General features: G+C 71.6%; 8 protein-coding genes. 6 read left to right on the top strand and 2 right to left on the bottom strand.

What is annotated here, in order from left to right:
- The first annotated feature begins 1 nt into the window (after position 1).
- Together OG738_RS42855 and icmF are read left to right on the top strand one after the other, a co-directional pair.
- On the top strand, positions 2 to 565 hold the full coding sequence (locus OG738_RS42855; protein WP_329049702.1) for a GTP-binding protein: 564 nt from the start codon (positions 2 to 4) through the stop codon (positions 563 to 565).
- Between the two features lie 144 nt (positions 566 to 709).
- Complete coding sequence (gene icmF / locus OG738_RS42850) at positions 710 to 3,943, top strand: fused isobutyryl-CoA mutase/GTPase IcmF (RefSeq protein WP_329049701.1); 3,234 nt, start codon at positions 710 to 712, stop codon at positions 3,941 to 3,943.
- 63 nt (positions 3,944 to 4,006) lie between these two features.
- Here the strand turns inward: icmF and OG738_RS42845 are convergent, their stop codons facing one another.
- Positions 4,007 to 4,702, bottom strand: a complete 696-nt coding sequence (locus tag OG738_RS42845; protein WP_329049699.1) for a class I SAM-dependent methyltransferase — start codon at positions 4,700 to 4,702, stop codon at positions 4,007 to 4,009.
- Positions 4,703 to 4,779: 77 nt separating this feature from the next.
- On the opposite strand from OG738_RS42845, the gene OG738_RS42840 reads away from it, so the two are divergent.
- Positions 4,780 to 5,610 (top strand): LLM class F420-dependent oxidoreductase, encoded by an 831-nt coding sequence (locus OG738_RS42840; protein ID WP_329049698.1) that lies wholly within the window; start codon positions 4,780 to 4,782, stop codon positions 5,608 to 5,610.
- Between the two features lie 7 nt (positions 5,611 to 5,617).
- Here OG738_RS42840 and kstR read toward each other — a convergent pair whose 3' ends face one another.
- Positions 5,618 to 6,256, bottom strand: a complete 639-nt coding sequence (gene kstR, locus OG738_RS42835; RefSeq protein WP_329049696.1) for a cholesterol catabolism transcriptional regulator KstR — start codon at positions 6,254 to 6,256, stop codon at positions 5,618 to 5,620.
- Between the two features lie 244 nt (positions 6,257 to 6,500).
- On the opposite strand from kstR, the gene OG738_RS42830 reads away from it, so the two are divergent.
- From OG738_RS42830 to OG738_RS42820, 3 genes are all read left to right on the top strand, one after another.
- Positions 6,501 to 8,561, top strand: a complete 2,061-nt coding sequence (locus OG738_RS42830; RefSeq protein ID WP_329049695.1) for an acyl-CoA dehydrogenase family protein — start codon at positions 6,501 to 6,503, stop codon at positions 8,559 to 8,561.
- Positions 8,562 to 8,810: 249 nt separating this feature from the next.
- Positions 8,811 to 11,654 (top strand): DEAD/DEAH box helicase, encoded by a 2,844-nt coding sequence (locus OG738_RS42825; protein ID WP_329049694.1) that lies wholly within the window; start codon positions 8,811 to 8,813, stop codon positions 11,652 to 11,654.
- Positions 11,654 to 12,811: an SWIM zinc finger family protein gene (locus OG738_RS42820; protein WP_329049693.1), complete on the top strand. Its 1,158-nt coding sequence runs from the start codon at positions 11,654 to 11,656 to the stop codon at positions 12,809 to 12,811. The genes OG738_RS42825 and OG738_RS42820 overlap by 1 nt, the downstream gene beginning before the upstream one ends.
- The last annotated feature ends 152 nt before the right edge of the window (positions 12,812 to 12,963 follow it).

Genomic DNA, 12,963 nt, shown 5'->3' with positions numbered 1-12,963 from the left:
CATGACATCCGCCAAGATCGTGGTGGCTGGCGGTTTCGGTGCGGGGAAGACGACCTTCGTCGGGTCGGTGTCGGAAATCGTGCCGCTCACCACCGAGGCGATGATGACCGACGCCAGCGTCGGCGTCGACAACCTCGACCACACCCCGAGCAAGTCGACGACCACGGTGGCGATGGACTTCGGCCGGGTGTCGCTGGACGCGGACCTGATCCTCTACCTGTTCGGCACGCCCGGGCAGCAGCGGTTCTGGTTCATGTGGGACGACCTGGTCCGCGGCGCGATCGGCGCGGTGGTGCTGGCCGACACGCGCCGGCTGGCCGACTCGTTCGCCCCGATCGACTTCTTCGAAGACCGCGGCCTGCCGTACATCGTCGGCGTCAACACGTTCGACGGCGTGCTGGAGCACGACATCAACGACGTGCGCGAGGCCCTGTCGATCGACCCGAACATCCCGATCGTCCGCTGCGACGCCCGGGACCGCGAGTCGACGAAGCAGACGCTGATCACGCTGGTCGAGTACGCGATGCGCCAGTGGATCGCGCTCCGGGCGGCCAAGGCCCGCTGACGCGGTCCGGGCCCGGGGTGACCCCGGGCCCGGCGCGTCGTCGCCCCTGAGCTGGGCGCTGTCAACGCCGCCGGACGAGGTGCTGAGAGCCGCGTCACTGGTCCTCGGGTTTCCAATAGTAGGAAGCCAAAGTATTTTGAGGGGATGAGCAGTGAGCTGTACCGCCCCGCGCACCCCGTCCGGTTCGTCACGGCGTCGAGCCTCTTCGACGGTCACGACGCGTCGATCAACATCATGCGGCGGATCCTGCAGTCGCAGGGCGCGGAGGTCGTTCACCTGGGCCACAACCGGTCGGTCGACGAGGTGGCCACCGCCGCCATCGCCGAGGACGTTCAGGGCGTCGCCATCTCCGCCTACCAGGGCGGGCACGTCGAGTACTTCTCCTACCTGGTCGAACTGCTGCGCGAGCGCGGCGCCGGTCACATCAAGGTCTTCGGCGGCGGGGGCGGGGTGATCGTGCGCGAGGAGATCGAGCTGCTGCACTCGCGCGGCGTCGCCCGCATCTTCTCGCCCGAGGACGGCTACGAGATGGGCCTGCCGGGCATGATCAACTCGATGATCGAAGCCTGCGACATCGATCTCGCGGGCGACGGCCCGACGCTGGACAAGGTGCTCTCCGGGGACGTCGCCGCGCTCTCGCGGGTCATCACCCAGCTGCAGGCGCAGCGGCTGCCGGACGACCTGCTCGGCGGCATCACCGAAGCCGCGAGCGGGTGGAACGTGCCCGTGCTCGGCATCACCGGCACCGGCGGCTCGGGCAAGTCGTCGCTGACCGACGAGCTGATCCGGCGCTTCCGCCTCGACCAGGAGGACAAGCTGCGGATCGCGGTGCTCGCCGTCGACCCGTCGCGGCGCAAGGGCGGCGGCGCGCTGCTCGGCGACCGCATCCGGATGAACTGCCTCGACGGCTCGCCGGTGTACTTCCGTTCGCTCGCGACGCGCACGGCGTCGGGGGAGATCCCGGCCGGGCTGCGCGAATCGATCCTGGCGTGCAAGGCCGCCGGGTACGACCTGGTGATCGTCGAGACGCCGGGCATCGGCCAGGGCGACGCCGGCATCGTCGACTTCGTGGACGACTCGCTGTACGTGATGACGCCGGAGTTCGGCGCCGCGTCGCAGCTGGAGAAGATCGACATGCTCGACTTCGCCGACGTCGTCGCGATCAACAAGTTCGAGCGCCGCGGCGCCGAGGACGCCCGCCGCGACGTGGCGCGCCAGCTGGTGCGCAACCGCGAGGCCTTCGACTCCGGCCCCGACGACATGCCGGTGTACGGCACGAGCGCGGCCAAGTTCAACGACGACGGCGTCACCGCGCTCTACCAGCACCTGCGCGGTCTGCTCGCCGAGCGCGGCCTGACCGTCTCGGCCGGGACGCTGCCGCGGGTCGAGGGCAAGGTGTCGACGGACGCGTCGACGATCATCCCGGGCACCCGGTCGCGCTACCTGGCCGAGATCTCCGAGACGGTCCGCGGCTACCACGCGAAGACCGAGCAGCAGGTCGCCGCCGTCCGCAAGCGCGAGGCGCTGGCGCTGGCCAAGAGCGAACTGTCCAAGGTGGGCGCCTCGACCGACGCGCTCGACGGCCTGCTGGCCGCGGCCGAGTCCGATGTGGACGGCGAGTCGACAAAGCTCCTCGAGCGCTTCCAGGCGCTGTCGGCGGAGTACCGCCAGGACGAGCTGGTCGTCAAGATCCGCGACAAGGAGCTGCGCACGCAGCTGTGGCGTGACACGCTGTCCGGCAACCGGATCCCGCGTGTCGCCCTGCCGCGCTACGCCGAGTCCGGCGAGCTGCTGTCGTTCCTGCGCCGCGAGAACCTGCCGGGCTACTTCCCCTACACCGCCGGGGTTTTCCCGTTCAAGCGTGAAGGTGAGGACCCGGCGCGGATGTTCGCCGGCGAGGGCGACGCGTTCCGCACCAACCGCCGGTTCAAGCTGCTTTCGGAGGACTCCGAGGCGAAGCGGCTTTCGACCGCGTTCGACTCCGTGACCCTCTACGGCCACGACCCCGACACGCGCCCGGACATCTACGGCAAGGTCGGCACGTCCGGCGTGTCCATCGCGTCGCTCGAGGACATGAAGGTCCTCTACGACGGCTTCGACCTGACCGCGCCGAACACGTCGGTGTCGATGACGATCAACGGCCCGGCGCCGACGATCCTGGCCTTCTTCCTCAACACCGCGATCGACCAGAAGGTCGAGCAGTTCACGGCGGAGCACGGCCGCGAGCCGTCCGGCGAGGAAGCCGCCGAGCTGCGCGAGTGGACGTTGAAGAACGTCCGCGGCACGGTCCAGGCCGACATCCTCAAGGAGGACCAGGGCCAGAACACCTGCATCTTCTCCACCGAGTTCAGCCTCCGGATGATGGCCGACATCCAGGAGTGGTTCATCGAGCACGGCGTCCGGAACTTCTACTCGGTGTCGATCTCCGGCTACCACATCGCCGAAGCCGGGGCGAACCCGATCTCGCAGCTGGCCTTCACGCTGTCCAACGGTTTCACCTACGTCGAGTCGTACCTCGCGCGCGGCATGGACATCGACGACTTCGCGCCGAACCTGTCGTTCTTCTTCTCCAACGGCATGGACGCGGAGTACTCGGTGCTCGGCCGGGTGGCGCGGCGGATCTGGGCCGTGGCGATGCGCGAGCGCTACGGCGCCAACGAGCGGTCGCAGAAGCTCAAGTACCACGTGCAGACGTCCGGCCGGTCGCTGCACGCGCAGGAGATGAGCTTCAACGACATCCGGACGACGCTGCAGGCGCTGTGCGCGCTGTACGACAACGCGAACTCCTTGCACACCAACGCGTTCGACGAGGCGATCACGACGCCGTCGGAGTCGTCGGTGCGCCGCGCGATGGCCATCCAGATGATCATCAACAAGGAGTGGGGCCTGTCGAAGAACGAGAACCCGCTGCAGGGCTCGTTCGTCATCGACGAGCTGACCGACCTGGTCGAAGAGGCCGTCCTGCTGGAGTTCGACCGGATCAGCGAGCGCGGCGGCGTGCTCGGCGCGATGGAGACCGGGTACCAGCGCGGCAAGATCCAGGACGAGTCGATCCTCTACGAGCGCAAGAAGCACGACGGCTCGCTGCCGATCGTCGGCGTCAACACGTTCCGCAACCCGCGCGCGGGCGAGGAGGACGTCGAGGTTGAGCTGGCCCGCGCGACGGAGGACGAGAAGCAGTCCCAGCTGGACCGTCTGGCGGACTTCCAGCACCGCCACCACGAAGCGGCCCAGGAGGCGCTGAAGGCGTTGCGCGAGGCGGCCACCCGCGGCGGCAACCTGTTCGGCGTACTGATGGACGCGGCGCGGGTCTGCTCGCTCGGCCAGATCACGGAGGCGTTCTTCGAGGTCGGCGGCCAGTACCGGCGCAACGTCTGAAACCCGCGGTCGTGAGTGGGAAACAGTGTTAGAACACTGTTTCCCACTCACGACGGGTCTTGCTCAGCGGCGGGTGGCCTTCAGCTGCCAGACCGGTACGAGCACCCGGCCGTCCGCGTCGGTGTCCAGCCGGTCCAGCCCGGCGGGGTCCACGTTCAGCAGCTGCCGGACGCTCTGCTTCAGTTCCTCCGGCGTCATCGACGTCGTGTACACGGTCGGTTCCAGCCGCTCGATCGTCCAGTCCTTGCCGACGGTCTCGCGGAGGTTGGCTTCGCTGATCAGGTAGGGCGCCGGGAACGCGTCCGGTACCTGCGGCGAGAAGGCGAACAGGTGCAGCCGTGCGCCCGGGCGCGTGGCGCGGGTCAGGGCCGCGAGGTACTGGTGACGTTCGTCTTCGCTCAGGCAGTGGTAAAGCGCGCTGTCGAGGACCGTGTCGAACCGGCCTTCGTGGCCTTCGAGCTTCGTCGCGTCCGCGACGGCGAACTCGATGTCGAGCCCCTTCTCGGCGGCCCGTGCGCGAGCCTGCTCCAGCGCGGACGGCGCGCCGTCCAGCCCCGTGACGTGCAAGCCGCGCGAGGCGAGGAACGCCGAGTTGTCGCCGAGGCCGCAGCCGATGTCGAGCACGTCGCCGGTGAACTCGCCGGCGTCGGCCAGCGCGACAACGGCGGGCTGCGGCGCGCCGATGTCCCACGGCATCTTCCGGCCCATCGGGGTGGTGCCCTGGTAGAGCTCTTCGAAGTCGACGTCCTGAACGTCCATGACTACCCCCTTATTCAACGTATGATGAGATGACTCCATCGTGCACCCCCGGTCAACCTGGTGGTAGTCCTGGAGGTATGAAATTCGGGATTTCGACGTTCGTGACCGACGAGGGCATCCGGCCGGACGTGCTGGGTGCGGCGCTGGAGGAACGCGGCTTCGACTCGCTGTTCCTGGCCGAGCACTCGCACATCCCCGTCGGCCGGCAAACCCCGTACCCGGGCGGGGGCGACCTGCCGGAGAAGTACAAGCGCACGCTCGACCCGTTCGTGGCGCTCACCGCCGCGGCGACGGCGACGTCGGAGCTGCTGCTCGGCACCGGCATCGCGCTGCTGATCCAGCGTGACGTGATCCACACGGCCAAGGAGGTCGCGTCGCTCGACCTGATCTCCGACGGACGCGCGCTGTTCGGCGTCGGCGTCGGCTGGAACCGCGAGGAGATGCGCGACCACGGCACCGACCCGAAGACCCGCGGCGCGCTGATCGACGAGCAGCTGGCCGCGCTCAAGGAGATCTGGACGAAGGACGAAGCCGAGTTCCACGGCAAGCACGTCGACTTCGACCCGATCTACGCCTGGCCGAAGCCGGTCCGCAAGCCGCACCCGCCGATCTACATCGGCGGCGAGAGCGAAGCGGCCCTGAACCGTCTCGCTCGCTTCGGCGACGGCTGGCTGCTACGCGGTCACACGCATTTCGAGGAAGCCGAGCGCGTCCGCGGCTGGCTCGCCGACCGGGGACGTACGGACGTCGAGTTCGCGGTCTTCGGCGGCCCCACGAAGGACAAGGTGATCGACGGCTTCCGCGAGGCGGGCGTCGAGCGCTATACGTTCCTGCTGGAGACGTTGCCGGAAGCCGAGACGCTCAAGGCGCTGGACGAGCTGGCGGAGGTCGCCGCCGCACACCGCTGACCGGCGGCTACTTGTCCAGCAGCAGGTGCACCGACAGCTCGAGGCGGTTGGCGACGTCGGCGGCCGAGGCGCGGCGGGTCACCCAGGCCACCAGGTTCGCCATCCAGACGTCCGCGACGACGTGGAAGATGTCGCGGTCGGCCTCGGTCGGGTCGGAGATGCCCATCGCCTGGGCGAACATGTTCTCCATCAGCCGTCCGACCTGCTCCACCTCGGCCGCGGCGGAGGTGTCGGCGAACATGAACGCCCGCACCATCGCCTCGGTCAGGTGCGGGTCGCGCTGCATCAGCCGGGTGTTGCGGCCGAGGACGAACATCAGCCGCTCGGCCGGCGTCTCGCCGGGGATCGCCTGGCGCTCGAGCTTCTCCTGCGCGCGCTCGAATTCGCGCGCGAGACCGGAGACGAGCAGGTGGATCTTCGAGGGGAAGTACCGGTACAGCGTGCCCAGTGCGACGTCGGCCTTCTCGGCGACGGCCCGCATCTGCACGGCGTCGTAGCCGCCCTTGGAGGCGAGCGCGAGGGTGGCGTCGATGATCCGGCGTCGGCGGTCGCGCTGGGCGGCGGAGCCGAGCTCGTCGGCGCCGATCGCGCTCAGGCCGTTCCCGCGTGCCTTCGCCGGCGCCTTGGCTTTGCCGGGCATCGGCATTCCCCCGTCCTTCGGAACTTGTTCCAGTTCACGACGTAGAGTACCTGTCCTGGCGAAACGTTCAACAACTGACCCGCTGGCCGAAAAACTGTAACACGTTCTACACTTGCGAGTAGCATTGCCGATCCGGCCGAAAGCAGGCGGAGACGGTTCCCGAGCCCACCCGCTCACCGGCACCCGTTCCGCCGTGACTGCCGTCCGGATCGGCAACAGCCGACACAGTCCCGTACCGCGAGGAGGGCCCATGCCGGTCGCGCTCACCGAGGAACAGGCCGCGCTGGCCGAGGCGATCCACGCCTGGTCCGCCGCGCACCACCCGCGAGAAGCGGTGCGTGCGGCGGAAACCGGGCCGGGCGCCGGGGTGCCCGCGGGCTTCGCCGGGCTCGGGCTGTTCGGCGTCGCGCTGCCCGCCGCGGCCGGCGGCGCCGACGGGACCCTCGCCGACCTCGCCGCCGGACTGGCCGCCGCGGCCGAAGAACTCGTTCCCGGTCCAGTGCTCGGTACCGCGCTCGGCGGCCTCCTGCTGGCGGAGGTGCCCGAGGCGAAGGAACTGCTCGCAGCGGTCGCCGAGGGGGAGGCCGCGGTGGCGGTGCTGCTCGACGAGGTGTCGCTCGACGACGGCGTCAGCGGGCCGGCGCCGGGAGCCACCCCCGGATCCTGGTTGGTGGTGCCGGTCGGCGGCGGCCACGTGCTGCTCGCGCCGGGGACGCCCGGGGTGACCGTCGAGCCGCTGGAGGCGTTCGACTTCTCGCGCCCGCTGGCGCGCGTCCGGTTCTCCGGCATCCGTGCCGACCTGCTGACCCTGCCGCCGGTCGTGCCGCTGGCGGCGACCCTGGCTTCGGCCGAGGCGGCGGGAGTGGCGCGTCGCTGCCTGACCGTCGCCGTCGAGTACGCGAAGGTCCGCGAGCAGTTCGGCAAGCCCATCGGCGGCTTCCAGGCGATCAAGCACCTGTGCGCCGAAATGCTCTGCCGCGCCGAAGCGGCCGAAGCGCTGGCGTGGGACGCGGCTTCCGGGCGGCACCCGCTTTCGGTGGCGAGCGCGGCCGCCGTCGCCCTCGACGCGGCCGTCGCCAACGCGAAGGACTGCGTCCAGGTCCTCGGCGGCATCGGCTTCACCTGGGAGCACGACGCACACCTGTACCTGCGGCGGGCCGTGGCACTGCGGCAGTGGCTCGGCGGCTCCGGGCCGTGGCGGCGTCAGGCGGCTTCACTGGCTCTCGCCGGGACCGAACGCACCTTGGGCGTCGACGTCGGGGACGACGCCGCGTTGCGGGACGAGGTGGCGCGGATCGCGGCGCTGCCCGCGGAGGAACGGCGGGTGGCTTTGGCCGACGCCGGATTGCTGGCCCCGCACTGGCCGTCGCCGTACGGCCGGGACGCCGACGCCGCGGCGCAGCTGCGGATCGACGGCGCGCTGGCGGCCGCCGACATCCGCCGTCCGGACCTGGTGATCGGGGCGTGGGCGGTGCCGACGATCCTCGAGCACGGCAGCGACGAGCAGCGTGCTCGCTTCGCCAAGGCCACCCTTCGGGGTGAAATCACGTGGTGCCAGCTGTTCAGCGAGCCCGGCGCGGGGTCCGACCTGGCCGCGCTGCGGACGGCGGCCCGGCGCGTCGACGGCGGCTGGCGGCTGACCGGGCAGAAGGTGTGGACGTCGCTCGCCCGCGAAGCCGACTGGGGGATCTGCCTGGCGCGCACCGACCCGGACGTGCCCAAGCACCAGGGGATCACGTACTTCCTGGTCGACATGCGCGCCGAGGGCATCACGACCCGCCCGCTGCGCGAGATCACCGGGGAAGCCGTGTTCAACGAGGTGTTCCTCGACGACGTGTTCGTCCCGGACGCCGACGTCGTCGGCACGCCGGGCGGGGGCTGGCGGCTGGCGCGCACGACCCTCGCCAACGAGCGGGTGGCCATCGGGAGCGGGTCCGCGGTGGGGGAGAGCGTCCAGTCGCTGATGTCCACAGTGGACGCTGCCGCGCTGGACGACGTCGCCTTGGACCGGCTCGGTTCGCTGGTCGCCGACGGGGTGGCGGGTTCGGTGCTGGATCTGCGGGCGGCGTTGCGGCGGCTCGGCGGGCAGGACCCGGGCGCGGAATCGAGTGTGCGGAAGCTGCTCGGGGTGCAGCACCGGCAGGACGTCGCCGAGTTCGCCCTGGAGCTGGCGGGCGCGGGTGCGCTGGTCGCGGGCAGCCCGGCACAACACGAATTCCTGCTGACCCGCTGCCTGTCCATCGCGGGCGGGACGACGCAGGTCCTGCGTTCACTGACGGCGGAACGCCTGCTGGGCCTGCCCCGCGGCTGATGCCCCGCCAATCACGCGAGATGCCCCGCCAATCACGCGAGATGCCCCTCCAATCACGCGAGTTACGCCTCCAGTCACGCGAGTCGCGTCTCTGATCACGCGAGTTCCGCTTCTGATCACGCGAGTCACGTCTCTGATCACGCGAGTCACGGTCCGGAGCACGCGGAGCCGGGGTGCGGAAGCGGCGCGAAAGGACCGTTCGCGCCCCTCGGGCCGAAACTGTCGGGGGTGTGTTCTAGCGTTGCCGTCGTGGAGTTCAGCGCAGACACCCGGGCCACCTACCTTCCCGCGGATCCCCCGCGGGACGGCGTGCTGGCCTTGTGGGGCGACGACGTGGCCGGCGAGACCACGATCGAGCTCGTGCTGCCCCGCGGAGCGAAGTTCGCGCGGACGAAGGTCGACGCCGAGCTCGTCCCGCTCGAACGCGCGCTGCCCCGGCTGCTCGCGGCGGGGGAGGAGGCCAGCCCGGCGGTCGCGGCGTGGTCGGCCGCCGTCAACGCCGGGGTGAACCTCGTCGCACGCGGACGGCTGCGGCCCGCCGTCTCGCCGGCCGGGGCGGCGGCGTGGCGGATCGGGCCGTTGGACGCGGCCGACGAGGAGCTGCTGCGCGGCCTGGCCGGTGCCCTGCCGCCGGAGGCGTACGCGCTGCCGCTGACCGGGCTGAAACGCATCCGTCTCCACTCGCCGGACTCCCTGGTCCGCGCGCTCTGGGACGCGACGGCCGACCTGCTGGCGCGCAGCCCGGCGGCGCCGGTCGGGGCGGGCGACCCGGCGTTCGCGGCGCGCGAACCGGCGCTGCTCGGCCCGGACGGCGCGGCCTGGCTGGCCGAGCTGGAGGCCCGCGAACCCCGCGGCGTCCAGGTGCTGCTGCGGGTCGAGGGCCGGGGCGAGGACTCGTTCGCCGGGGTGCTGGCGGTCCGCAGCATGGCTGAGCCGAGCCTGGTCGTGGAGGCGGCGACGCTGTGGGACGCGCCGGACGCGGTCCTGAGCCGCCTCGGCGACCAGGTCGAGACGCAGCTGCTGCTCGGGTTGCGGCGCGGCGCGCGGGCGTGGGAGCCACTGGGCCGGGTGCTGGCGCAACCGGCGCCCGCGGAGCTGCCGCTGACCGACGACGACGTCGTCGACCTGCTCACCGACGGCAGCCGCGACCTCGGCGGCGCCGGCATCGAGGTGCTCTGGGCGAAGGGGCTGTTCGCCGGCGAGGTGAAGGCGAAGGCGAGCGCGACCCAGGCGCCGGCGAGCGTCACGGAGGCGGAGTTCGCGCTGAAGAGCCTGCTGGAGTTCCGGTGGCAGCTGAGCCTGGGCGGCGAGCAGCTGACGGAGGCGGAGGTGGCGGCGCTGGCCGAGGCCAAGCGGCCCTTGGTCCGCCTGCGCGGCCAGTGGGTGCGCGTGGACCCGCAGCTGCTCGCGCGGGTGCGTACGCGGACTCGCAAGCTGGACGCGGGCGAGGCACTGGCGGCGGCGCTCACCGGCGAGCTGGAGCTGGACGGCGAACGCGTGGAGTTCGCGGCGCCGCCGGTGCTGGGCGAGCTGGCCGAGCGGATCCGCGACCGCACGGGCGGCGCGATCGCGGTCCCGCCGGGGCTGGAGGCGACGTTGCGGCCGTACCAGCAGGCGGGACTGGCCTGGCTGGCCACGATGACCGGCCTCGGGCTGGGTGCCTGCCTGGCCGACGACATGGGGCTGGGCAAGACGATCCAGCTGATCGCCCTGCATCTGCACCGGCGAGCGCTCGCGGCCGTTGCCGAGCCCCCCGCAGGTGCAGTGTCGGTCGGCGCGGCAGAGAGCGCCTCCAATGCCGAGCCGGTGCCAGGCAATGCTCTCGAAACTTCGTCGTCGGCCGGCGGGCCGACCCTGGTGCTCTGCCCGACCTCTCTCCTCGGCAACTGGGAACGCGAGTTCGCCCGCTTCGCCCCCGGCATCCCCGTCCGCCGGTTCCACGGCGGCCGCCGCCACCTCGACGACCTCGCGCGCGACGAGGTCGTCCTCGCCACTTACGGCGTCCTGCGCCGCGATCGCGAGACACTGTCCGAAGTGGACTGGGGGTTGGTCGCCGCGGACGAGGCGCAGCACGTCAAGAACCCGCTGTCCGCCACGGCCAAGGAACTCCGCCAGATCCCTGCCCGCGCGAAGGTCGCGCTGACCGGCACCCCCGTCGAGAACCGGCTCACCGAACTGTGGTCCATTGTGGACTGGACGACGCCGGGGCTGCTCGGTCCGCTCGACCGCTTCCGCCGTACCGTCGCGCGCCCGATCGAGCGTGACCGCGACAAGGCCGTCACCGAACGGCTGGCCGCCACCGTCCGGCCTTTCCTGCTACGGCGGCGCAAGTCCGACCCGGACATCGCCCCGGAGCTGCCGCCCAAGACCGAAACCGACCGGTTCGTCCCGCTCACCGCCGAGCAGACCACGCTCTACGAAGCCGTCGTGCGGGAAAACCTCGCCGAGATCCGTGAGAAACAGGGCATCGAACGGCGCGGTCAGGTCCTGCGGCTGCTCACCGAGCTCAAGCAGATCTGCAACCACCCGGCCCAGTTCCTCAAGGAGCCGCACGGCGCGCTCACCGGCCGGTCCGGCAAGCTCGCCGCGTTCGAAGAGCTCGTCGACGTCATCCTCGACGAGGGCGAGAGCGTTCTCGTGTTCAGCCAGTACGTCCAGCTCTGCCGGCTGCTCGAGCGACGCCTGACCGAACGCGGCCTGCCCACCGAACTGCTCTCAGGCGAAAGTTCGCCGGCGAAACGCCAGGACATGGTCGACCGGTTCCAGGCCGGTGAGATCCCGGTGTTCCTGCTCTCGCTCAAGGCGGGCGGCGTCGGGCTCAACCTGACCCGCGCCACCCACGTGATCCACTACGACCGCTGGTGGAACCCGGCCGTCGAGGACCAGGCCACCGACCGCGCGTACCGCATCGGCCAGGACCGGCCGGTCCAGGTCCACCGGCTGATCGCCGAAGGCACCTTGGAAGAGCGGATCGCGCAGGTCCTGGAGAAGAAGCGCGGGCTGGCCGAGTCGATCGTCGGCGCGGGGGAGGACTGGATCACCGAGCTCTCCGACGACGAGCTGGCCGACCTGGTCCGCCTCGGGAGCGGGTGATGCCTCCGAGGCGGAACTTCGGCCGCACGTGGTGGGGCCGCGCCTGGGTCGACGCGCTGGAGCAGCGCGCGAAGCTCGACCCGAACCGGCTGCCCCGCGGGCGGACCTACGCGCGCAAGGGCACGGTCAGCGAGCTGCACTTCGGTGCCGGCGAGATGACGGCGCGCGTGCGCGGCAGCCGTCCGCAGCCGTACAAGGTGACCATCACGATGCGCACCTTCACCGACGGCGAGTGGGACACGCTGCTCGGCGTGGTCGGCACCCAGCTCGGCCACGCGGCCGCGCTGCTCGACGGCGAGCTGCCGGGTGCGCTCGCCGAGCAGGCTCGCGAAGCGGGCGCCGATTTGCTGCCCGGCCCGGGCGACCTGCGGCCGCGGTGCTCCTGCCCGGACTCGGCGAACCCGTGCAAGCACGTCGCCGCGGTGTACTACCTGGTCGCCGACGAGGTCGACCGCGATCCGTTCACGCTGTTCCTGCTGCGCGGGCGTCCGCGGGCGGACGTCCTGGCCGAGCTCCGGGCCCGCCGCTCACCGCGGGGGGAGAAGCCGAAGCTGCCGAAGCGCGTGGACGAGGGCCTGACCCCGAAGGCGGCCTACGCGCGACGCCCGGGCGCGATCCCGGCGCTGCCCCCGCCGCCGAGGGTGGCCGGGCGACCGGCGGTCCTGGACCTCGACCCACCCCCGAGCACGGGCTGGACGGCGGCCGCGCTGTCCGTGCTCGCGGCCGACGCGGCATCCCTGGCGCGCGACCTGCTGACGGCCGGCGCGACGGCGGCGGAGCTGACGTTCGAGGAGGACCTCGCCCGCCGGGCGGCACCACGCTCCGGCGCGGAGACGGCGGCCCTGGCCACGGCGGCGGGAGTGCCCCCGCGCGACCTGGCCCGCTGGGCGGAGGCCTGGCGCGAAGCCGGCCGCGGCGGCCTGGCGGCCCTGCGGGAGCCGTGGCAGCCGGGCCCGGGCCCGTTGGCCGAAGCTCAGGCGATCCTGACCGAGGCGGGGCTGCCGGGAACGCCGAAAGTCTGGCGCAACCGCCTCACTCAAGGGGATTTACAGCTGCGCTACGGCCGCGACGCCCGCTGGTACCGCTTCATCCGAGCGGGAACGGAGTGGCGCTTGGACGGCCCACCGTCGGCGAGCGCGGTAGACCTGGCGTACTGACCGCGGCTGCCACTGGCCCGGGCCTTGCGGCCCAAAGTTGGCGTGGGGTGCGCGGAACGCCGCGTTGGGTGCGGGGGATGCGCCGAGTGTCGCCGGGGGTGCGCGGACTGCCGCGCTGGGGTGCGGAGGATGCGCCGAGCGCCGCGTCGGGT

The organism is Amycolatopsis sp. NBC_01488 (assembly GCF_036227105.1).
GTDB lineage: Bacteria > Actinomycetota > Actinomycetes > Mycobacteriales > Pseudonocardiaceae > Amycolatopsis.
This window is presented reverse-complemented; position numbering and strand designations above follow the sequence as displayed.

What these genes read in the sequence shown, in the direction of transcription:
- OG738_RS42845 (WP_329049699.1), bottom strand. Translation starts at nt 4,702, where the DNA reads ATGGACGTTCAGGACGTCGACTTCGAAGAGCTCTACCAGGGCACCACC.
- OG738_RS42840 (WP_329049698.1), top strand. Translation starts at nt 4,780, where the DNA reads ATGAAATTCGGGATTTCGACGTTCGTGACCGACGAGGGCATCCGGCCG.
- icmF (WP_329049701.1), top strand. Translation starts at nt 710, where the DNA reads ATGAGCAGTGAGCTGTACCGCCCCGCGCACCCCGTCCGGTTCGTCACG.
- OG738_RS42820 (WP_329049693.1), top strand. Translation starts at nt 11,654, where the DNA reads ATGCCTCCGAGGCGGAACTTCGGCCGCACGTGGTGGGGCCGCGCCTGG.
- OG738_RS42830 (WP_329049695.1), top strand. Translation starts at nt 6,501, where the DNA reads ATGCCGGTCGCGCTCACCGAGGAACAGGCCGCGCTGGCCGAGGCGATC.
- OG738_RS42855 (WP_329049702.1), top strand. Translation starts at nt 2, where the DNA reads ATGACATCCGCCAAGATCGTGGTGGCTGGCGGTTTCGGTGCGGGGAAG.
- kstR (WP_329049696.1), bottom strand. Translation starts at nt 6,256, where the DNA reads ATGCCGATGCCCGGCAAAGCCAAGGCGCCGGCGAAGGCACGCGGGAAC.